The 21,729-nt window shown below is 61.1% G+C and carries 20 protein-coding genes and 2 pseudogenes; 12 read left to right on the forward strand and 10 right to left on the reverse strand.

Going from position 1 to position 21,729, the window contains the following annotated elements; all coding sequences use genetic code 11:
• Positions 1-124 precede the first annotated feature (124 nt).
• Both AC1DUY_RS26875 and AC1DUY_RS26880 read right to left on the reverse strand, forming a co-directional pair.
• Positions 125-520 (reverse strand): carboxymuconolactone decarboxylase family protein, encoded by a 396-nt coding sequence (locus tag AC1DUY_RS26875; RefSeq protein WP_175367419.1) that lies wholly within the window; start codon positions 518-520, stop codon positions 125-127.
• Positions 521-558: 38 nt separating this feature from the next.
• Positions 559-1,527, reverse strand: coding sequence for a Bug family tripartite tricarboxylate transporter substrate binding protein (locus AC1DUY_RS26880; protein ID WP_478118281.1), 969 nt, complete (start codon positions 1,525-1,527; stop codon positions 559-561).
• A gap of 136 nt (positions 1,528-1,663) precedes the next feature.
• On the opposite strand from AC1DUY_RS26880, the gene AC1DUY_RS26885 reads away from it, so the two are divergent.
• Both AC1DUY_RS26885 and AC1DUY_RS26890 read left to right on the forward strand, forming a co-directional pair.
• Positions 1,664-2,572, forward strand: coding sequence for an amidohydrolase family protein (locus AC1DUY_RS26885; RefSeq protein ID WP_478118283.1), 909 nt, complete (start codon positions 1,664-1,666; stop codon positions 2,570-2,572).
• Positions 2,569-3,255 carry a GntR family transcriptional regulator gene (locus tag AC1DUY_RS26890; protein ID WP_478118285.1) on the forward strand — a complete coding sequence of 229 codons (687 nt, stop codon included), beginning with the start codon at positions 2,569-2,571 and terminating at the stop codon, positions 3,253-3,255. The genes AC1DUY_RS26885 and AC1DUY_RS26890 overlap by 4 nt, the downstream gene beginning before the upstream one ends.
• A 44-nt stretch (positions 3,256-3,299) precedes the next feature.
• On the opposite strand, the pseudogene AC1DUY_RS26895 reads toward AC1DUY_RS26890, so the two are convergent.
• A pseudogene (locus tag AC1DUY_RS26895) lies at positions 3,300-3,802 on the reverse strand (IS630 family transposase); the annotation flags it as partial.
• Positions 3,803-3,949: 147 nt separating this feature from the next.
• Between AC1DUY_RS26895 and AC1DUY_RS26900 the strand changes: the two are divergent.
• The 7 genes from AC1DUY_RS26900 to AC1DUY_RS26930 all read left to right on the forward strand — a co-directional run bounded on the left by AC1DUY_RS26900 (position 3,950) and on the right by AC1DUY_RS26930 (position 11,034).
• Positions 3,950-4,612 (forward strand): response regulator, encoded by a 663-nt coding sequence (locus tag AC1DUY_RS26900; RefSeq protein ID WP_441229294.1) that lies wholly within the window; start codon positions 3,950-3,952, stop codon positions 4,610-4,612.
• 57 nt (positions 4,613-4,669) lie between these two features.
• On the forward strand, positions 4,670-6,439 hold the full coding sequence (locus AC1DUY_RS26905; protein WP_441276978.1) for a hybrid sensor histidine kinase/response regulator: 1,770 nt from the start codon (positions 4,670-4,672) through the stop codon (positions 6,437-6,439).
• 522 nt (positions 6,440-6,961) lie between these two features.
• Positions 6,962-7,213 (forward strand): hypothetical protein, encoded by a 252-nt coding sequence (locus AC1DUY_RS26910; RefSeq protein ID WP_439076720.1) that lies wholly within the window; start codon positions 6,962-6,964, stop codon positions 7,211-7,213.
• Between the two features lie 143 nt (positions 7,214-7,356).
• Complete coding sequence (locus AC1DUY_RS26915) at positions 7,357-7,632, forward strand: hypothetical protein (RefSeq protein WP_478118288.1); 276 nt, start codon at positions 7,357-7,359, stop codon at positions 7,630-7,632.
• Between the two features lie 221 nt (positions 7,633-7,853).
• Positions 7,854-9,131 (forward strand): outer membrane beta-barrel protein, encoded by a 1,278-nt coding sequence (locus AC1DUY_RS26920; RefSeq protein WP_478118290.1) that lies wholly within the window; start codon positions 7,854-7,856, stop codon positions 9,129-9,131.
• A gap of 11 nt (positions 9,132-9,142) precedes the next feature.
• Entirely contained in the window at positions 9,143-9,454 is a 312-nt protein-coding gene (locus tag AC1DUY_RS26925) for a hypothetical protein (RefSeq protein ID WP_478118292.1), read from the forward strand.
• A gap of 848 nt (positions 9,455-10,302) precedes the next feature.
• Positions 10,303-11,034, forward strand: a complete 732-nt coding sequence (locus tag AC1DUY_RS26930) for a sulfite exporter TauE/SafE family protein (RefSeq protein ID WP_478118294.1) — start codon at positions 10,303-10,305, stop codon at positions 11,032-11,034.
• Between the two features lie 42 nt (positions 11,035-11,076).
• Here AC1DUY_RS26930 and AC1DUY_RS26935 read toward each other — a convergent pair whose 3' ends face one another.
• From AC1DUY_RS26935 to ccmI, 4 genes are read right to left on the reverse strand one after another with little or no spacing between them, the layout of a single operon-like run.
• Positions 11,077-11,574, reverse strand: a complete 498-nt coding sequence (locus AC1DUY_RS26935) for a cytochrome c-type biogenesis protein (protein ID WP_478118296.1) — start codon at positions 11,572-11,574, stop codon at positions 11,077-11,079.
• Positions 11,575-11,578: 4 nt separating this feature from the next.
• Positions 11,579-13,561 (reverse strand): heme lyase CcmF/NrfE family subunit, encoded by a 1,983-nt coding sequence (locus tag AC1DUY_RS26940; RefSeq protein WP_478118298.1) that lies wholly within the window; start codon positions 13,559-13,561, stop codon positions 11,579-11,581.
• Positions 13,558-14,067 carry a cytochrome c maturation protein CcmE gene (gene ccmE / locus AC1DUY_RS26945; protein WP_231080987.1) on the reverse strand — a complete coding sequence of 170 codons (510 nt, stop codon included), beginning with the start codon at positions 14,065-14,067 and terminating at the stop codon, positions 13,558-13,560. Before ccmE ends, AC1DUY_RS26940 begins: the two co-directional genes overlap by 4 nt.
• A gap of 6 nt (positions 14,068-14,073) precedes the next feature.
• A complete protein-coding gene (gene ccmI, locus AC1DUY_RS26950) occupies positions 14,074-15,192 on the reverse strand; it encodes a c-type cytochrome biogenesis protein CcmI (protein WP_478118300.1) in 1,119 nt (372 codons plus the stop codon).
• A gap of 374 nt (positions 15,193-15,566) precedes the next feature.
• Here ccmI and AC1DUY_RS26955 point away from each other — a divergent pair, with 374 nt between their 5' ends.
• Together AC1DUY_RS26955 and AC1DUY_RS26960 are read left to right on the forward strand one after the other, a co-directional pair.
• A complete protein-coding gene (locus AC1DUY_RS26955; protein ID WP_175367428.1) occupies positions 15,567-16,184 on the forward strand; it encodes a glutathione S-transferase family protein in 618 nt (205 codons plus the stop codon).
• A gap of 59 nt (positions 16,185-16,243) precedes the next feature.
• Positions 16,244-18,319 (forward strand): 2Fe-2S iron-sulfur cluster-binding protein, encoded by a 2,076-nt coding sequence (locus AC1DUY_RS26960; RefSeq protein ID WP_478118302.1) that lies wholly within the window; start codon positions 16,244-16,246, stop codon positions 18,317-18,319.
• A gap of 60 nt (positions 18,320-18,379) precedes the next feature.
• Here the strand turns inward: AC1DUY_RS26960 and AC1DUY_RS26965 are convergent, their stop codons facing one another.
• Together AC1DUY_RS26965 and AC1DUY_RS26970 are read right to left on the reverse strand one after the other, a co-directional pair.
• The gene (locus tag AC1DUY_RS26965; protein ID WP_478118304.1) at positions 18,380-19,759 is read right to left on the reverse strand and encodes a hypothetical protein; all 1,380 of its coding nucleotides are present in this window, start codon (positions 19,757-19,759) and stop codon (positions 18,380-18,382) included.
• A gap of 99 nt (positions 19,760-19,858) precedes the next feature.
• Positions 19,859-20,329 (reverse strand): RT0821/Lpp0805 family surface protein, encoded by a 471-nt coding sequence (locus AC1DUY_RS26970; RefSeq protein WP_439063560.1) that lies wholly within the window; start codon positions 20,327-20,329, stop codon positions 19,859-19,861.
• Positions 20,330-20,729: 400 nt separating this feature from the next.
• On the opposite strand from AC1DUY_RS26970, the pseudogene AC1DUY_RS26975 reads away from it, so the two are divergent.
• Positions 20,730-20,916: pseudogene (locus AC1DUY_RS26975) on the forward strand (transposase); the annotation flags it as partial.
• A gap of 18 nt (positions 20,917-20,934) precedes the next feature.
• Here the strand turns inward: AC1DUY_RS26975 and AC1DUY_RS26980 are convergent.
• Positions 20,935-21,717, reverse strand: a complete 783-nt coding sequence (locus AC1DUY_RS26980) for a carbon-nitrogen hydrolase family protein (RefSeq protein WP_478118306.1) — start codon at positions 21,715-21,717, stop codon at positions 20,935-20,937.
• Positions 21,718-21,729: the final 12 nt, after the last annotated feature.

Raw genomic sequence — 21,729 nt, forward strand, 5'->3', positions numbered from 1 at the left:
TCCACCTTACCGCGGGCTGGCAGGGGAATTAAGGTTTGGTAATCTGGCGGATACAGGTGTGGCGGGATGACGCGGGGGACAACGTGCCTGAATCATCCCGGTATCCGCAGATGCAACGGCGGTATCAGCCGCCGGTTTTTTGAGCCGTCTCCGGGAACAGACCGGCCAGGATTTCGCCGGCCATGTTGAAGGCTGCAACGCCGCGGAACAGCGCCGCGATTCCGGCGCTTGCGTGCAGTTCCTCAAGCGTAGCCCCGGCCTTGATCGCAGCCTTTGCGTGATTGGCAGCAGCTTCGGACGTCTGGACCAGCAGGATCGCGAACGACATCAATTGCACGGTCTTCTGGTCCAGTGCCGTCGGCGTCAGCGCCGCAATCCTCCAGTCCTCCAGCGCCGTGACCAGCGCGGGATCGACGCGCATGCCGAGTTCCAGTCGCTTGGCGATCTTCGGCGGCGTGAAGCCAATCATGGTCTCGTAGCGGGACTTCAGCTCGTCGAGCTCAGCAATTTTCTTCGTCATATGATTCCCGTTTTCAAATCGATCTTGGCATGAGGTCCCTACTCGACCTTGGCGCCCGCTGTCTTGACCACTTGGCCCCATTTTTCCGACTCGGCGCGCAGAAACGCAGCGAACGCGTCGCCGGACAACGTGCCAGGCTCGGCGCCGACATCGGCGAGACGCTTCACCATGTCGGGGTCCTTCAGCACCTTGGTCACCCCGTCGACCAGCAGCTTCGTCACATCCGGCGGCATCTTGGCCGGCGCGACGAGGCCAAACCATGACGACGCCTCGAAATTCGCGACACCCGCCTCCGCCATGGTCGGCAGCTCCGGGAACAGAGGCGAACGTGCTGCGCCGGCCACGGCAATCGCGCGGATCGTGCCGCCCTGAACCTGCGGACGAATGGCGGGCATGTTGTCGAACATCATCGGGATCTGACCGGCGATCAGGTCATTCATCGCCGGCGCCGCGCCGCGATACGGCACATGGACGATATCGATGCCGGCGCGCGCCTTCAGCAGCTCGCCGGCCAGATGATTGGTTGATCCCAGGCCGGACGAGCCGAAATTGAGTTTGCCCGGCGATGCCTTGGCGAGCGCGATCAGCTCCGCCACCGTCGTCGCCTTCACGCCCGGATTGACCGCCAGCACGATCGGAACCGACGCGATCAACGCCACCGGCGTGAAATCCTGCGCGGGATTGAAGGGGAGTTGCGCGTAGAGCGACTGATTGACCGCGAGCGGTCCGGGCGCCGTCAGCAGCAACGTATAGCCATCAGCGGGCGAGCGCGCGACGGCATCCGCGCCAATGTTGCCGCCGCCGCCGGCACGGTTGTCGATCACCACCGGCTGTCCCCAGAGCTCCTGCAGCTTGGTGCCAAGCAAGCGGGCAACGACGTCGTTCGATCCGCCGGCGGGAAACGGCACCACGATCTTGATGCCGCGTTCGGGAAACCCTGCATGGGCAACCTGGCCGACCAGCGAAAACATGACCAGAGCCACCAGTGCAGAAACCACGTGCCGCATGCGAACCTCCAAATAATCGATTTTTCTTGCTTCGTCGATTTTATGTTGGCACTACTTAAGGCTGTCGTCAAATCGGCTGATTGCCACCGTTTATTTTCAGCGAACAAAGATCGCTTATTTGAAGGGAGTTGCCACGATGAGTGCGCATACGCCTGGCGCCCCACCGAAGCCCTGCCCCGGCCCCGATCGCCATCCAAAGCGGCCGGCATTCGTGATGCCGCGTGGTGCCTGCGATACCCATGTCCACGTCTTCGGCCCGCAGGCCGAATTTCCGTTCAGCGAACAGCGCAGCTACACGCCCGAAGACTGCACCTATGACGACCTGATGCAGCTCCACGAAACGCTCGGGATCGACCGCGCCGTCATCGTGCATGGCGGCGCTCACGGCACCGACAACAGTGCGACGCTCGCGGCCCTCGACCTCAATCCGCGACGGCTGCGCGGGGTGGCCGTGATCCCGTCGGGCCTGCCGCAGCAGGAGCTCGAAGACATGCACCTTCGCGGCATGCGGGGCTGCCGCATGTCCACCGTCGTCAGCGGCGGCGCATCCTTCGCGCATTTGCGCGGCCTCGCGGACGAGACCTTCGATTTCGGCTGGCATCTCGTGCTGCATTTCAACAGAGCGAGCGAACTGGTCGATGTCGCGCCTCAACTGATGCAGGTCCGCAGTCCGTTCGTGCTGGATCACCTCGCCCGCATCAGCGCCGCGGAAGGCGTCGATTCCGAACCGTTCCAAACCTTGCTGCGATTGCTCGATACCGACCGCTGCTGGATCAAGCTCGCCAGCCTGTATCGCCTCTCTGCAGAGCCCTGTCCGCATCGCGACATGCTGCCGATGATCGCGCGCGTGGTCGAAGCACGTCCCGACCGCATTCTCTGGGGCAGCAACTGGCCACATCCGATCTGCCCGGTCGCGATGCCGAACGATGGCGACCTCGTCGATCTCATCCCGCTCTGGCTGCCGGATCCCAAAGCGCAGCAATTGGCACTGGTGGATAACCCGGCTTCGCTTTACGGTTTCGAGAGCATCGGACAGGCATCATGAGCACCGCACGCACCACTACGGCCGGCGCGATCCCGACCACATTATCCACCACGCTCGTCACCCGCTTGCGGGATTCGATCATGCGCGGCGACCTACTGCCGGGCAGCAAACTCAATCTTGATCGCCTGCGCACCGCCTTCGGCGTCAGCCTCAGCCCGCTGCGCGAAGCGCTGTGTCGTCTGGAGAATGACGGACTCGTCGCGCTGATCGACCAGCGCGGCTATCGCGTCACGCCGGTCTCGGCGAGCAATCTCGCCGAGATCATCCGGCTACGCGTCGAACTCGAAGGCCTCGCCGTCAAGGAAGCCATCGAACACGGCGATGTCGCCTGGGAAGGACGCGTGCTCGGCTCGCTGCATCAGCTCAGCCGCTGCAAGCGCGGCTCACGCTCGGCCGCTGAACAGGAAGCCTGGGAGATTGCGCATCGCGCCTTCCATGCCGAACTGATCTCGGCATGCCAGATGCCGCTGCTGCGGCAGTTCTGCGCGACGCTGCACGATCAGAGCGATCGCTATCGCCGCATCTTCCTGAAGAAACATCAGCCAGATCGCGATGTGCCTGCAGAACACACTGCCATGGCCCATGCGATGATCGAGCGCCGCACCCGCGATGCAACACGGATCCTGCGGGAGCATATCGAACGCACGGGTCGGAATATCCAGGCGGTGTTGCCCGCCGAATAGACGCCGGCCGCGGCAACAGCTGCACTAGTGGATTGACGCTTCTCCCGTTTGATAGCGACGAGGACGAGTTTGGGATTGGCCGTCCAGACAAAGGGCTTTGGATCGGCGTTGGTTTCGGTAACGAAGCGATCGATGGCGGCTTTGAGATCATCCACGGACCGGAACACGCCGCGTTTGAGGCGGCGTCTCGCAAGCTTTGCGAAGATGCCTTCGACAGCGTTGAGCCATGATGCCGAGGTTGGTGTGAAGCGGAACGTCCAGCGGGATGCCGGGCCAACCATTCTTGCACCTTGGGATGTTTGCGGTTGGCGTAGTTGTCGATGATGGCGTGGATCGCCTTCGTGCCGGCACCTGGCCCTCGATGGTGTTGAGGAAGCGGATGAACTCCTGGTGCCGGTGGGGCTGCATATTGCGGCCGATAATGGTGCCGTCGAGGATATTCAGCGCAGCAAACAGATTGGTCGTGCCGTTTGTAGTCGTGGATCATCGTCCCGACGCGGCCCTTCTTCATCGGCAAGCCGGGTTGGGTGCGGTCGAGCGCCTGGATTCAATGAGTCCTGAGCCTCAGCGACCATATGTAAAAATACGGCAACTCGCGTATTTTGTATTAAGATCATCAGGCAAATGAATGCATGGATTCCAATCTTTGATTGGATCTGACTTATATCCTAGCGCCGTTGTAGCGGGGCGATGCATGAGCGGACTGCTGAGGACGATCATTGCTGACGATCATGCCTTCATTCGGGAAGGCCTGAAACAGCTTCTGTCGACCGTGGACAGGCTTACGGTCAGTGGAGAAGCGGCGGACGGTGAAGCCGTTCACCGGCTGCTGAACGAAAGCTCCGCCGATCTTCTCATACTCGATCTCGGCATGCCGGGTGTGAACGGGTTTCAATTCATAGCTAACCTGAGAACCGAATGGCCGGAGCTGCGAGTTCTTGTCGTGACCGCCAATGTTGAGCCACGTTCCATTCGGGCAGCGTTTTCTGCAGGCGCGAATGGCTATTTGACCAAGAGCGGCGATCCATCCGAACTCATCGCTGCAGTCGATGCCATCAGAAAAGGCAACGCCTATGTGGCGGAGGAGGTTCGTTTTGCGGTGGACCAGCATGACGGCCCGAACGACTCCCCGGAGCCCACGGCTGCGATCATATCTCCGGTCACGCTTACACGGCGCGAGCGGCAAATCCTGGGGATGATCCCTCACGGTGCCACCAGCCGCGACATCGCCAATCGGCTCGGCATTAGCCCGCTGACCGCCCGGAAACATCGCGAGAATCTGATGCGGAAGCTTGATCTGCACAGCGGTGCTGAATTGACAGCCTACGCAATTCGTCTCGGCCTTCCAGCGGGCTAGCGCAACGGCAACTCGCGAACGAAGCCGCCGCACCTACCGGCGCGCGAAGAGGTTTCGATGCAAGAAGACAAGATACGCGAGGCGCTCGTCGAGCTTTTGTATCGCAATTCCTACGGAGTGGTGGTCGCCAACATCCTCATCTCCCTGGCGGCAGCATACGTACTGAGGAGCGTCGTATCGGCGAGCTGGTTGATCGGATGGCTCGGCGCGTTGTATCTGCTCACTGCCATACGCGTTCTGGCGGCGCGCCGGTTCTTCAACCGAGATAGAGAGCCGACGTCCGCGTTGCGATGGGCCTGGCTCGCGGCTGCGTTTTCCTGCGTGTCAGGCCTGCTGTGGGGAATGCTCGGCTGGGTTGGGTTCCTTCCCGAGGCGCCCATTCCTTTTTCATTCACGGTCATCGTTTTGACCGGTCTGATCTGCGGCACCGTCCCGTCGCTCTCGGCCTTTCCGCCTGCTCTCGTCGGTTCGATCGTCGCAACGGTGCTGCCAATCACGGTACGCTCTATTACCAATGGAGGTGATATCTCCGGCGCATATCTCTCCCTGCTTGCGGGGCTTGTGGCCATCAATCTTTATTACTGCCGCACGACGTACCACATGCTGCGTGAGACCATCAGGTTGCGCCTGGAAAATGTCGAACTGGTGAGCCACCTGCAGGAAGAACGCGACCGCGCGCAAGCAGCCGATCGTGCGAAAACGCGTTTCCTTGCGGCTGCCAGTCATGACCTGCGCCAGCCGATCCATGCCTTGAGTCTACTGATCGCCACGCTCGCGGCGCTGGGTCACCGAGGCGCTGTTGCATCCGGCGATGCTCGCGATCTGGCCGGCAAGGCAAAATCCATTGTCGGCAATCTCAGCGCCCTCCTGAATGGACTGCTCGACATCTCCCGGCTCGATGCCGGCGTCGTCACTGTTGCGAAGGAGACGGTGAATTTGTCCCAACTTTTCAATCAACTCGGCAACGAATTCGCGCCCGTGGCGAAGGATCGCGGCCTTGATTGGCGTGTTGTTGAAAGCCGTCTGCTGGTGGACAGCGATCCCATGATGCTGAAACGGGTTTTGGACAACCTGCTGTCGAACGCTTTTCGATACACGAGATTCGGCGGCGTTCTGCTCGGCTGCCGTAGGCGCGACGCTTCGGTGGAAATCCAGATATGGGATACCGGCCCCGGCATCCCCGCAGATCAGCAAGCAATGGTGTTCGAGGAATTCGTACAATTGCAGAACCCGGCGAGGGATCGCGCGCTTGGCCTCGGCCTTGGCCTCGCCATCGTTCGCCGCACCGCCGTGCTGCTGCAACACCCGCTAAAGCTGGTCTCCGTCACCGGGCGCGGCTCGATGTTTTCCGTTACGGTTCCGATAGCCAGTGCGGTGGAAACTCCCTTGCCCGACAACAAGGCATCACCAGCCGGCATCGCCGTCGGCATCATGGTCGTGGAAGACGAGAGGGATGTTCTCGATATCATGGTCCAGTTGCTCACACTGCAGGGGCATCGCGTCTATGCCGGCCGATCTGCCGCCGAGGTGCAACAGATTCATGCCGAGGCGATCGAGGCCGGCAAGGCACCGGTCGATCTGATCATTGCCGACTACCGCCTCGGAGATGGAGCTACGGGCCTGGACGTAATCGAGGCTCTTTGCGCCCATATCGGCCGCTCGGTCCCTGCCGTTATCGTGACCGGCGATACCTCGCCGTCGCGGATCAAGGAAGCCATCGCCAGCGGTCATCGTATTCTGCACAAGCCGATCACCGGCGAGGAATTGCACGAAGCGATCGTTACAGCCTGTGTTGACGGCAAGGAATCAATCGATAGCGGTCGCTAAAAGCATATGTAGCTGCCCCGGATTGGCGATCACCCGGCCACGGTTGAGATCGCGTCTCCGCGCTGATCTCCCACGGCGCCACCATCTGCAGCGGCGCAAAGCCTTTCGACACCAGAGCGTTTTCCAGCAAAGTGGACCCGGTTCGCGTCAAGAAAACGCGTCAGAATAACGAATCTAGAGCCCCGTTTCGATTCTATCGAAACGGAAAAGGCTCTGGCCTCCTTACCGACGACGAAATACGGCATCTGCCGTATCGCTTGCGACTGAACCCAACGATATCTTTCGTGCCGACTGGGCACGCTAGAACAGCGGCAGATTCTGAATTCGGCAGTTGAGAGCAGAAGTGTGCCATCAACGGAGCTATCAAGACGAGCAGCTTCGCTTCGGGAAGTCTCGCACGACGACGGCGATCTTCGAGGATGAGTTCTCCAACGTGACGCGCAGCTACGCAGGCGAAAGTCTCGCGCGGTACCAGTGGTGAGCAGGGAATGTCGAGTGAATGTCACACAGGAGATATCTGACATGTTCATGAAACAAATTGCCGTAGTTGGTGCCGTCTTGGTGTTGGGCGGCTACTTGGCGGCCTCAGATGGCGCGCTGGCCGAAGGTCAAGGCGGGCTTGGCCAGCGCCCCTCGCAGACGGTCAAAAACGGCACGCCAAATCTCGCCGGTCCGCAGACCAAATCGCCCTCAAACTCCTTGTCCGGTTCGACGATCCGCAACGGTAACAGCGCTTCTGGCCCCTATAAACCTGTCTTGGGATACAAGTGGTGAGCGGCATGCAGGCGAGCGCGTTCCTCTAGCTATTATGAGGCAACGGCGACGTTTTGATTCCAAAGTCGGTCGCATGAGTGGCGAAGTGCACGTCAATCGATTGACCGCGAGGATGAGTGGATGTCACACAGGAGATATCTAACATGTTCACGAAACAAATTGCCGTAGTTGGCTCTGTCTTGGCGTCGGGTGGCTACTTGGCCGCCTCAGACGACGCGCTCGCCCAAAGTCAGGGCGGGCTTGGCCAGCGACCGTCATACACGATGAAAAACGGCGCGCTAAATCTCTCGCAGGCCAAACCGCCCTCAAACTACTTTTCCGGTTCGCCTTCCTCCGGCTCGACGATCCGCAACGGTAACAACACCAACTTCAGCCTCAACGGCCCCTATGTCGGTCTGAAGTATATCGGAAAACAATAACCGACCAAACCGCGGCTACGACCTGGTCGTTTCGGGGGCGCCTCCAGGCGGCCTTTTCTATACTAGCAAACAAAATACGGGCCGCCCTCGCCGCGGCTACTCCGTAACCGGTGCATCATTCCTCCACAGACCAGCCCTGTTTGGGGGAACATTACTGACTTTGAAATTTGTCCGTAATGCTGTGAAATGCGTTCTGAAATTTTGGGCGGCGGGGGTATTTTATGCGACTATTAATTCCCGGTGCGGTCGTGGTTGCGTGCGGAGGTGCTCCAGGTCAGGCGCTTGCAGCCGATATGCCGATCAAGGCCGTTGTGCAGTCGATCGATCAGTTGTGGAACATCAGCTACAACAGCGAAGTCCGCTATTTCAGTTGGCGGAATACCCGAGGCTTTCCGACCAATGCTGCCCCCCTGAACGGCGTCGGTCAGGGAACACAACTTTACGCGCCGATGTCACTGTCGGTGACAGGCAATCCCAACCCCAATTGGAAACTCGAATTCGTGCTGCGGGGGGGCTTTGTCTCTTCGTCGCAATCAACATCCGGCGAACGCGGCTCGGTCGATACGCCGGTCGATACGCAGCTCTCGGGCGCCGCCACTTACAATGGCTTCACCGGCTTCCAGCCCTTCGTCGCAATGCTGATCAACGCCCCGACCGGAACGTCCGCACTTTACGGTAACTCGCGCTTCGCGCGCATGGACGGCGATCTCGTCGACCAGGGCACCTATGGCGAAGGCTGGAATTTCGGACCGACTGCGGGCGTCAACATTCCGCTGTCGCAGGAGCTGATTTTGACCCTGTCGAGTGGCTATACCCAGCGCACCCCCTTCAACAAGGAAGCCCTCAACCCGATTACGGGCCTGACCACCGATACCATCAGTATCAAGAACGGCGACGAGGCAACCGTGACAGCCGCGCTTGGATATTCCAATGGGCCGCTCTCGCTGCAGGGCTCCGGGTCCTATTCCTGGGACGGCATCTCGCAATCCGGCCAGTTCGGCATGCTAGGCTACGACAAGTACAGGGTCGGGCCGCGCACGACGATTTCCGGCAGTGCATCTTATGCCTTTGATCAAAGGTGGTCGATCTACAGCGATGGTTTCTGGACCCATACCAACAAGAATGAGATTCTTGATCCTGGCGGGTTGGCCTTGATTCCGGAAGGGTTCAATTCCAACAGCAACCTGTATAGGGTCAATGCCGGATTGAACTACAGGTTTGCCAACGGCTTCACCGTCGGCCCCACCGCGGGCTATCTCTATCGCGACCACGATGGTTATGATGCTGCGACGTTCAGCTTCGTGCCGGCCAAGACCCGCTGGGCGGTGGGCGGAGTCGCCAACTACAATGTCACCAACAAGATCAACATCAATGGCAGGGTCGAGCGGGTCTGGATTCGGGAGAATGAAACTCCGGGACCGCCGGCCTTCGCGCCGTTAGTGCCATTCATGTCCGGCGACGCCTGGGTCGTCGCCGGCGGCGCAACCGTGAATTTTTGAGAGAGGCCGACATGTCAAAACGTTTCAGCACCGGCCTTCTCGTCACGCTCGCTTTTGGAGCCAGCGTCCTTACCAGTTCGATTGCCGCGGCCCGATTCACATGCGCCCCCGGACTCGAGAATGTGGCAGGCACCTGCGTGACTGCCGGCCTTGCCGGATCGATGCGATTACGCAGTGTCCTGATGAACCAATTGAAGATCGGCTATAACCTGCCGATACCGCCACAATTGGAAAACACCTATCCGAAGAATTTTGACGTCAACCGATTTGAATTTAGCCAGCGCGGCAACTTCAGAACCCGCGCGTCTCCCCTTTCGCCCTAGGTGTTCAGTCCCGAGGTGAAGTGGAACGGATCGAGCCGAAAGCGGTATGGCTCATTTGCCCAGGCCGTACAGATGGCTTCATGGGCAGTGAGGCCGCGTCTTCAGCCGCCTAGCGAAGTTGTAGCTGTTCAGGAAAGCCGCGAGCCGATGCTCGATGCCATGACCTCGACAGGTCCGGTCGAAGGGATGGCCGCGCCAACTGGCGGTTGGCCCGCCCCTCACCAGCGATATCCGGCAGGCGGCTGATCCCGTGGCGCTAAGGAATAAATCAATGGCGGTCGCTAAGAATATGTAGCTGCCCGGATTGGCGATCACCCGGCCACGGTTGAGAGCGCGTCTCCGCGCTGATCTCCCACGGGCCACCTGTAGCAGCACGGGGCCTTTCGACATTAGCCTCCTTGCCGACGACGAAATACGACATCTGCCGTATCGCTCGCGTATGAACCCAGCGATATCGTTCACCCCAACTGGACGCGCTTGAACAGCAGCCGATCTTGAATTCGGCAGTTGGAAGCAGGAGCGGGCTTTCAAAGTGACAGTCGAATTTTCCAAACGCGTGCGAGAAGGAAATTTGGAGATGGCAGTTACCAAGAGCTCCCACATCCGTCGACCAACGCCTCCTCCGTCTCCTCTCAAAGCGTGGGCAATCGCTGTCCTGGCTGGCTTCGGCATTTTGCACGTTGTCGGAGGATACATGCTGAACCACGTGTCGAGTATCCAACCTACCGAAACGACAACAACGGCGATCCACGGCGACTAGATGGATTGGTTGTTATCGGTTGAGAGAGTTCGGACGCCCCAACTGTCCCGCTATTGAAGACGATCACCGTTCCAAAGGAAGCGATGCCATGTCAGATATAGCGGCTTATTTGACGTTAAGCGGGGCGGTCTTTGCGGGCGCGTTCGTTTCCGGCCTTTCCGGGTTTGCGTTCTCGGCGGTCGCCGGTGCTGTCCTGCTACACGTTTTTCCGCCTATGGAAGCCGTGCCATTGATGATGGCTTGCAGCATCACCGTACAAGCGGCCACTCTGTTTGCGCTACGCAAGAGCATGCAATGGAAAACCAGCCTCGTTTTCATCGCGGGTGGGCTGCTGGGCATTCCGATCGCGATCTATCTCCTGCAGAATGTAGGTACTGGAACCTTCAGACTGGGTTTTGGAGCTCTCGTATCCCTTTACGCGACATATGCCTTGTTCCGGCCAACGCCTGCCTATTCGCGTGAGATGGAGAGCCAGAGCAAGAACGCGCTGGTGGGGTTTGGTGGAGGACTGGTCGGCGGGTTGACGGCAATGCCCGGCGCACTTCCTGCGATCTGGTGCGACATCCATGGTCTCCCGAAAAATCAGCAGCGCGGCCTGGTTCAACCCTACATAGGAGTCATGCAGCTTTTCGCCCTTGCCCTCATGCTTTCGCACCACAGCCTTTCGTTAAAGGTCTTGATCAACTTTGGCATGTCTCTACCCGCCTTGGCTGCTGGAACGGCTTTAGGCATCGTCCTGTTCGGACGGGTCAACGAAGCAGCCTTCAAACGAATTATCCTGGGCTTGTTGCTGTTTTCGGGACTTTGCCTTGTGATCTAGATGCGAGCTCTCAATAGTCGGCTGCTGGCCGGGGTCGGCGAACTAAACCGGCTTGTCCTGCACCGTTTCCTTGGCAATCAGCCGCTCGATCCGCGCTTCTTCCTCGGCGGTGAGCGTCATCACGGCATCATCATCGCCTGCAGCCCTGCCCCGCCGTCGGTTGTGCCACCACAAGGCAACGCCACCACCGATCAGCACCAGTGGCGTCAGCAGCCACAGCAGCATCGTGTGCAGGTTGAGCCGCGGCTTCAGCAGCACGAATTCGCCATAGCGCGCCACAAGGAAATCCAGCACCTGCTTGTCGCTTTCGCCAGTGGCGATACGCTCGCGCACCAAGAGGCGCAGGTCGCGCGCCAGCGGTGCATCGGAATCGTCGATGGACTGATTCTGACAGACCATGCAGCGCAGCTCCTTCGACAGGTTGCGCGCGCGGCCTTCCTGGGCCGGGTCCTTCATGATCTCGTCGGGCTGCACCGCATGCGCGAGCGGCGCAGCGAGCAGGAACATGACGGCGATGAGGCCTGCGATAATGCGTGTCATGCCGTCACTCCGCCGGCTGCAATGCACGCGATGCCTTGGCCGGCTTCGGCGCGCCGACGCGTAGCCGCCGGTCGGACAGTGACAGCAGCCCGCCAAAGGCCATCAGCACCGGCCCCCACCAGATCATCAGCACCAGCGGCTTGTGATACATCCGCACGGCGACAGCGCCGCCCGCGGCTTCTTCCCCGAGCGAGATATAGAGCTGGCTGGCGCCGCGCGACAGCAACGCGGCTTCCGTGGTGGAGGACTGCCGCGCCGCGAAGTTGCGCTTCGATGGCGTCATCTCGCCGATCTCGTCGCCGCCGCGCGTCACCCTGAAGCGTGCGATGCTCTCACGGAAATTCGGCCCCTGCCGCTGCGTCACGTCCTTGAGCGTGAGCTCATAGCCGGCAAGCTTCGCCACATCGTTCGGCTGCATGGTGCCGATATATTCGGTATTCCAGGTGCTCTCGCAGACGATACCGATCAGCGCGACGCCGATGCCGGCATGAGCAAAGGACGTGCCCCAGGCGGCGCGCGGCAATCCGCGCGCACGGCGGAACGCCGCACCGAACGGTAAACGAAACAGCATGGTGCGTTCGGCGATATCGACGATCGATCCGGCAATGACGAACACGCCGAGCCCGATCGCCAGCGGTGCCAGCGCCGCACCGCCCGTCGTCCATGCCCAGACCAGTGCCACGGCCAGCAGCGCGGCAATGCCGGCAGCCATCAGCCGTTGCGTCACGCCTCTGAGATCGCCGCGCTTCCACGCCAGCAGCGGCCCGAACGGCATCGCCAGCAGCAGCGGCACGAACAGCGGGCCGAATGTGAGGTTGAAGAACGGCGCGCCGACAGAGATTTTCTCACCGGTCAGCATTTCCAGCGCCAGTGGATACAGCGTGCCGATGAACACCGTCGCGCAGGCCGTGGTGAGGAACAGGTTGTTCAGCACCAGCGCGCCCTCGCGCGAGATGGGCGCGAACAGTCCGCCCTGCTTCAGCGACGATGCACGCCACATATACAGCGTCAGGCTGCCGCCGATGAACACGCACAGGATCAGCAGGATGAACACGCCGCGCGTCGGGTCGGTCGCAAAGGCATGAACCGAGGTGAGGACGCCGGAGCGCACCAGGAATGTGCCGAGCAGCGACAGCGAGAAGGTCAGGATCGCGAGAAGGATGGTCCAGACCTTCAGCGCGTTGCGTTTCTCCATCACCACTGCGGAGTGCAGCAACGCGGTGCCGGACAGCCATGGCATCAGCGAGGCGTTCTCGACGGGATCCCAGAACCACCAACCACCCCAGCCGAGTTCGTAATAGGCCCAGTAGGAGCCCATCGCGATTCCGAGCGTCAGGAAGATCCATGCCACCAGCGTCCATGGCCGCACCCAGCGCGCCCAAGCGGCATCGATGCGGCCTTCGATCAGCGCGGCGACGGCGAAGGAGAATGCGATGGAGAAGCCTACATAGCCGAGATAGAGCATCGGCGGATGCACGGCGAGGCCGATATCCTGCAGCACCGGATTGAGATCGCGCCCCTCGAGCGGCGGCTGTGCTAGGCGCAGGAACGGATTCGAGGTCATCAGGATGAACAGATAGAACGCCGCGGCGATCCAGCCCTGCACCGCCAGCACATGCGCGCGCAGCGACAGCGGCAGATTATTGCCGAAGGCGGCGACGAGCCCGCCGAACAGTGCGAGGATCGACACCCACAGCAGCATCGAGCCTTCGTGGTTTCCCCACACGCCGGTGATCTTGTAGAGCAACGGTTTTGCGGAGTGCGAATTCTCGAACACATTGGCGACCGAGAAATCCGACGTGACGTAGAGCGTCGTCAGCGCGAGAAACGACAGCCCCGCGAACAGCAGCTGCGCCAGTGCCGTGGAGCGCGCGACATTCATCAGCGCGGGATCGCGCAGCCGCGCACCGATGATCGGCACCGTCGACTGGATCAGCGCCAGCGCGAGCGCCAGCACCAGTGCGTAATGTCCGGCTTCGGCAATCACTGCAAAACACTCTGTTTTGCAGGCGTCACCACGGGCTTGGCGGCGCCCTGCGACATCACCGGCTTGCCGCCCTCGCCTTCCTGCCAGCGCCCCTGTTTCTTGAGCGCGTCAGCGACTTCCTTCGGCATGTAGTTCTCGTCATGCTTCGCCAGGACCGTATCGGCCTTGAACACGCCCGACGCATCCATCGCGCCTTCGGCGACAACGCCCTGCCCCTCGCGGAACAGATCCGGCAGGATGCCCTTGTAGTTCACCGGCAAGGTTGCGCCACCATCGGAGACCTTGAAGCTCACGGCGAGATTATCGCCGCGCACCAGCGAGCCCTGCTCGACCATGCCGCCGAGACGAAAGCGCTTGCCAACGGGGATCTGCTTTTCGGCAACCATCTGCGGCGTCGAGAAGAATACGATGGAGTCGCGCATCGCGTTGAGCACGAGTCCGGCCGCGATGGCGAGCACCACCAGCGCTCCACCGATCATCGTCAATCGTCGCTGCTTGCGTGTCATTGCGCGTTACCCATCCAGCCCGATGTCTTTCAGGCCATCGTTCAGCTTGCGCAGCCGCTCGGCATCGGTGCCGACCGCCTCCCGTGCATCTGCCAGCGCGCTCTTTGCCTTGTCGCGCTCACCGAGCACCATATAGGCACGCACCAGCCGCAACCATCCCTCGACATCGCTGCCATCCTGCTTGAGCCGCGTGGCAAGCCGGTCGACCATGCCATGGATCATCGCATTGCGGTCGCCTGCATTCATGCCCTGTACCGACGCGATCGTGTCTTCCGACAGCGCCGGCAGGTTCGGGCCTGATTTCGGAGCGCTGCCGCCGACACGCGCCAGGGCCGCCGTGACCACCGGACGCCACGGCGCATCCGCAGGTCCCTTTGCCAGCATGTCGCGCCAGATCGCCGCCGCGTCGCTGCCACGCCCGTCCTGCTCAGCCGCGAGGCCCAGGAAGTAGCGGGCCTTGACCTCACCGGCATCGAGCGCGACAGCGCGTTCGAATTCGGTCTTGGCATCCGCGGTGATGACACCATTGGCGGCCATCGCCATGGCCTCGCCGAGATCGGCGCGGCGCGCGGCTGTATCGCCGGCATAGGTGATCGCATTGCGGAACGCGCGCACCGCATCGTCGGTACGGCCGATCTTCGCCAGCACCGGCGCCAGCACGGTCCAGCCACGGCCGTCGGTCGGGTTTTTCTCGAGATGCTGCTCGACCTGTGCGACGAGATTGTCCAGTGGCTGGGTGGGACTGGGCGACTGGTTGCGCGCGGCGAGCGGAAAGTCCGGCATGGCAGGCGAACCGAGCGGCAGATAGAAGCCGACGGCCAGCAGCGGCAGGCCGATCAGCGCCACCAGCGCCACCGCGCGGCGAAAGCCGGGACTGCTGCCCACGGACGCCGCGCCCTCCGCATCGACCGCTGCCAGCAGACGACGGCTGATCTCGACACGCGCCGCTTCCGCCTCGGTCGGTCCGATCAGGCCGGCGGCGGTATCGCGGGTGATTTCAGCGAGCTGATCCCGGTAGACAGTGGCCTCGGTGCCCCCGGCATCGGAGCGGGTCCGGCCAAGCGGCCACAACACGGCGAAAGTCGCTGCGGCGGTCATCAAGGCGAACACAAACCATAAGGCCATCAATGGGTTCCGGCGTAGTCTTGAGTCGATCTAAACGACGTCTTTGCCGGGTTACACCATGGCCGCCGACGCCGCGCAATTGACTTTTATGCCATCGCGACGTCCAGACGCTTGTTCTGGATCAAGGATTGCGGCGGCTACGAGCCCGCTTTCCGAGTAATGCCCCCTCCGCGACGTGGATGCCCTCCGGGAAGACCCATCAACGCGATTGATGAAACCGCTATCGGGCCTGCCGCGCGCCGACAAAGGCCGCGGTTATTTCATCCGGCGCAATGATGAAGTGCGCAGAGCGTGCATTCTCGCGCGCCGGATCATGAAGCAACTTGCATTCGCTGAACGGGAATGGACCCGACCACGAATTCAGGATCACAATCATGAAGCTCTATCACCATCCACTGTCCGGCCACTCTCATCGCGCGCATCTGTTCGCTTCGCTCCTTGGCCTGCCCCACGAACTCATCGAGGTTGACCTGAAGTCGGGCGCGCACAAGACGCCGGATTTCCTTGCGCTCAATCCGTTCGGTCAGGTGCCGGTCCTCGATGACAGTGGCACCATTGTCTCCGACTCGAACGCGATACTCGTTTATCTCGCCAAGACATCCGGCCGAACCGAGTGGCTGCCCGATGACGCGAAGGGAAGCGCGGCGATCCAGCGCTGGCTGTCTGTCGCTGCCGGCCAACTGGCCTATGGTCCTGCTGCTGCACGGCTGATCACCGTTTTCGGCAGGAACTTCAATCCGGAGGAAGTCATCGAGCGCGCGCACGCCTTGTTGGCACTGGTCGAAGCGCATCTCGCCGATCGCGACTGGCTTGTCGGCAATGGTCCGACCATCGCGGATGTGGCGCTCTACAGCTACATCGCAAGCGCGCCGGAAGGAAATGTCGATCTGTCCGGCTATCCCAAGGTGAACGCCTTCTTGCGCCGCATCGAAGCGCTTCCTGGTTTTGTGCCTTTCGCCAAGACACCCGTCGGCCTCGCCGCTGCGGCTTAACTGCGTGTGTCGGGCGTATCCAGGCATACGCCCGACACCGCCGACGAGAGAGCGGACCGATGACCGATATTATGTTGCTATCAAAACTAGACATCTGGCACGCCGGCGAGAAGGCGATTCAGGAAAAGGTCGGCGTTTCGACTCACATGGATGAGCTCGGCAGGCGCATCGTGCGCGACTACATGCCGACGCAACACCGGGATTTCTACGCCCAGATTCCCTTTATCGCGCTCGGCAGCGTCGACGGCGCAGGTGACGCATGGGCCACATTTGTCACCGGCAAGCCCGGCTTCATCTCATCGCCAACAGCGCAATCGCTCGATATCGATGTCGTCAGGGAGCCAAGCGATCCCGCCAGCGAAGGGATGCACGAGGACGATGCAATTGGCCTGCTCGGCATCGAACTTCACACGCGCCGCCGGAATCGCGTCAACGGCATCATCGGGCCGTCGGACAATTACGCCATTCATTTTGATGTCGACCAAAGTTTCGGCAATTGCCCGCGCTACATCCAGCTCCGCGATTACGAGTTCGTCCGCGATCCACGCGAACTGTTTACGGGAAATATCGAAGAGAAAGCCGAAATCGACGCAACGGCACGCGGCATGATCGAAGCCGCCGACATGTTCTTTGTCGCGTCCTATGTCGAGCGAGAATCCCGTCGACAGGTCGACGTCTCGAGCCGCGGCGGCAATCCCGGTTTCGTTCGCGTTGCCGACGACGGCACGCTCACAATCCCGGATTTCGCAGGCAATCTCTTTTTCGCCACGCTGGGCAACATCCTCATCAACGGCAAAGCCGGACTCTTGTTCGTCGATTTCGAGACCGGCGACGTGCTGCAGATGACCGGTGACGCCCGGGTCATACTGGACTCCCCGGAGATCGCCGCCTTCCAGGGCGCCGAGCGCCTCTGGCAATTCAACGCGCGGCGTGTCGTTCTTCGGCGCGGTGCCCTGCCCCTGCGCTGGGCGTTCCGGCCGGACGGATGGGCTCCGAGCACGCTCATGACAGGCAGTTGGGAGCAGGCAGCCGGTCGTCTGCGGGCTGCAGAACTTGCGACCAAATGGCGGCCGTTCAAGGTCATCAACATCGTCGATGAGAGCGCAACGGTCAGGTCGTTCCATCTGGAGCCGACCGACGGCGCCGGTCTCCTGCCTCATCGCGCCGGGCAGTATCTCCCGATCAGACTGCCCATTGACGGCGCGGAGAAGACCACCATCCGAACCTATACGCTGTCGGTCGCGCCTTCGGATCACGTCTACCGCATCAGCGTCAAACGCGACGGACTGGTGTCGCAGCGGCTACACGACGGCATCAATATTGGCGACGTGATCGAAGCAACGGCGCCCGCCGGTGAATTCACGATCGACGCCACTGAGGCGCGGCCAGCGGTGCTGCTGGCGGGCGGCATCGGCATCACGCCGATCCTCGCGATGCTGCGGCATGTGATTTACGAAGGGCTGCGGACGCTCAAGATTCGACCGACCATGCTTTTTCAGGCAGCCCGTTCGAAGAACGAGCGTCCCTTCGACAACGAATTGGATGAGCTTGCGGCCTCCGCTGGAGACGCAGTCCGGGTCATCCGAGTTCTCGGCGACATCACGGATGCCGAAGAAGGTCCCGACTACGACGCTGCGGGACGTATCGACATGGCCCTGCTGTCACGGTTCATGCCGGTCGGCGACTACGATTACTATCTCTGCGGACCGTCCGGATTCATGCAGTCGATCTATGACGGTCTTCGTGCACTGAACATCGCTGACAACCGTATCCACGCCGAAGCATTCGGCCCCGCGTCACTGGTACGAACCGTTGACAGCCCGGCGACAGCACCGGCGCGCCGACCACCGTCGTCGACATCGGTGCATGTGGTGTTCGCGGAGTCTGCGAAGGAAGCACGCTGGACACCAGAGTCGGGATCGTTGCTCGACCTCGCGGAATCGCGTGGCCTGAGCCCCGATTTCAGTTGTCGGGAAGGACATTGCGGCACCTGCCGAACGAAGCTTCTGGCGGGAGTGGTGACCTACGTCAAAGAGCCAGCCGCTGCGGTGGCCGACGATGAAGTCTTGATCTGCTGTGCCGTTCCGGCCGCACAGAACGGCAACGAAGCCAATCGCATTCAATTGGCGCTCTGATCTCGGGATCAGGCGATGCGGATGTCACATCGCCGACGAGCCATTTTCGCATCGCCTGGCCTAGCCGGCCCGCTTCGGCTTGCGCTCGACCACGACCATGGCCTGTTCGGCGGCGCGGCTCATCAGCGAGGCATATTCCTGGCCGAACAACACCTGGCAGAAGCGGATAGCGGCCTTGGCCTGCATCTGCCGGTAGCTACGGACGCGGGTATCGCCGGCGCGCAGCGACTGCACCAGCGACTCCGTGGACTTCTCGACATATTGCTGCAGGTCGGAATAGGTCCGCAGCGTCACCTCGTTGATGGCGAGTTCGCTGGCATAGGTCCGGCACACCGCGACGAAATTGATCAGCGCCACGGTCTCCTCGACCTCGGCGAAATCGATCGTCGCCGTCGCGGCAATATCCTTGTCAGGGCGCTGGCGCAGCAGACGCCGCACCCTGCCCGGCACGCTCTCGATCTCCGACTGCAGCGTCGAGGAAATCTCCACCCGGATCGCCGCCATCTGGCGTCCCCAGGTGCTGTCGTTGCGCATGTCGAGTTCGGTGCGCAGGCCGCGCACGCCGTCATGGGCGACCTTGAGATGTTCGGGGGCGCTGTCGAACTTGCCGCGCCTGATATCGGAGCGCAGTTCGGCCGCGACGCGATTGAGATCGGACAGCGCCATGGTCACGGCGACACCATAGGGCGTGGCGGCCACGCGGATTTCATCGTCCGAGGCCGCGATCTTCACCGCCAGACGAATGATCTGCCATGGCGCCGCCAGCCGCTGCATCACCAGCGAGAGTGCGAAAGGCAGCACCTGCGGCGTGGTCAGTGTCGGCACGTTCAGCGCGCTGTTCACCGAGGCGATCTGGCTATCGCCGAAGCTGCGCAGCACGCTCGGCAGCTTGCCCGCAAAGCCGTCGAGTTGCTCGCGCGCCTTCAGCACCGCGCCGATGGACGGCAGGTCCTCGACCGCATGGGTCGGCCCGATGCGGGCCGCGCCGCGATTGCCCGATGTGGCAGTGGTAATGGCGGCTGCTGCCGCCTGCTGGAATTTCTTGACGGCGCGCTCGATGTCCGAAGCGCCCGGCTCGGGCGATACGGTGACGGCCGCCTCGAACTCGCGCACGGCGTCTGCGGCGTCGCGCTCCAGCCACTGCCAGATCGGCAGCAGCGAGGCGCGCCGGATCTGTCCGGGCCGGACATTGCCCACACCTTCGACAAGGAACGGCTCGAGCGATTTGAAGACGAGACGGGTAGGATCCTCGACGCGCGGGCGCACTGCATTCTCGTGGCCGCGAACCACGCCGCGCAGCAGGTCGAGCACGAAATTGGCGACCACGACGTCTTCGCCGCGCTCGATCGCGCACTCATATTCGCGCATCAGCAGCATCTGCGACTGCTCGGGCAGTTGCGCCAAATACTCCCGCAAGCGATCGATCGAGGTTTTGTTCATGCAGCCTAGGAATCCGTGCTTTCCGGTCGATCTACAACCGAAAATCGCCACCGATTTTTGTAGCAGGCGCCCCGTTAAGAAGGCGTTGAGGAACCGGGATCAGGCCGCCGCCCAGGTGCCTTCAGGACTGCGGCAGGCGGTACCGCGGGCGGTCTTGAGGTCACCATTGACGGTGACCGTGTGGGAAAAGCCGCGGCATTCCCGGCCCTTCTGGTTATAGGCCGGTCCGGCGACAATATTGCCATAGCGTCCCGACGTGGCGTTGCGCCAGGGCACCGGAGCGCCGGGTGCACCGCGGTCAAGGGCGGCGATCTGGGCCTCGTAAGCCAGCCGGCGGTCCTCGTCGTTGAGCTGGGCGCCGAGTTTGGCGCCGATCAGCCCGCCAAAGGCGGCATTGGTCACCGCCGCCGCTGCATTTTCCTCTGACAGGCCAACGGCCGACTTGGTGCTGCTATAGGCCCGGGCGATCGTATCGGTGCCGAGGCCCAACCCGCCGTCCGACGTCGTCACGTCGCAACCACCCAGCGTCAGCGCGACGGCGGCAACACAGAAGGCGTTGAACTTGACCATGGACCGCAGACCCCGAACGCAAACCGGAACACAGGAAACGTCAAAGACGTTACGAACGGGATAATTCGGGCGACAACGGGGCGCAAGGCGGGCGGGTTTCGGACCCCACTCGATCTCTTCAGAAACGGGGTGGGCTTGCATAGGCTGAGGAGGCCTGTCGCAAATCCATCGATAAAACTGGGCTGCCGGCCCACAGAGCCGAAGACCATATACGGCGCTCCAGCGAACGGGCGATTCTCAATAAGCGCATTCAAAGCGACACTCAGCGACGCTTATCCGTAGCTGAATTCCGGCCAATCCGGCTGCTGCCAGCTCCATCCCATGAGCTATAGCGGCCTTTCCTATAGCTCATACGATGGGTCAAAAATGAGTTATAGAAAGCGCGACTCCGCCTCATCCGATAAGCAGGACAGAAAAGAAGAAGCGAGCAAGGTTAAGGGAAGAACAGACTATCGATGTGTTGTGCGAGCACGAGGCGGGGGGCGAAAGCCGCTGATCTCGCGCGCAGGCACGGCGTCTCCAAGGCGACACTGTACAATTGGAAAGGCAAATTCGGCGGAATGGATATCTCGGAGGCCAAACGGCTGCTGGAACCACTGCGCTGATCAAACAGGTCCCGTCACATAACAGGGGTAGCTTTTCTGCTTCTCTTTGACAGAAGCGATATCAAGCTCGATTATCACGAGCGGGTTTTCCGGAGACGTCATGTCGATTAATTCTCCAGTAGGCGCGCACGCGAAACCTTTGCCTCCAAATATCGGCCCACTTGATCCTTGCCCAACGCGGTTCGAGCTTACGACATAACAGCCTGAAACAATCGAGGCCATCGCGCCTGCTGTGCGAAAAACATCCACGGTTCTACCCGTGGCTCTCGGTACAACGATCAACTCGGCGCCTTGTTTACGGTAATGGCGAGCATGTTCGTTGAACATCACTTCCGTGCATAGCAGCACTCCTACGCATACACCGCAAACTACGACTGGCTCGAATTCGCGCGATTGGGTCGTGTACCAATTCGACTCATACCAGCCCAATTCCGCTGGAAAATATTGCTTGGTGTGGAGATGTCTTACTTCTCCACCTTCAAGACAGAAAGCTTCATTTGCAAGCCGCGCCCCCTCCCAAACAGGTCGAGAAGAAATGACCGCTGGGATATTTAACCTTTCGAGTGCCGCTACGCCTGCCCGATGACACTCAATGCTATATTCGGCCAGTTTCGGATCGAAATCCGGAGTTGACGCAATCCAGGGACCGAAAGGCAACTCATTCGTTACCAATATATCGACTGTCGTCTTGGAAAGATCGTTTGCCAAACTAAGCCATTGCTCGCTATCGGCAATTAAGTTTTCTGGCCACTCAACAAATCCTACCCGCATTGCCATCCTCATGATTTCGCCTCG

Source organism: Tardiphaga sp. P4_G1, from assembly GCF_056401215.1.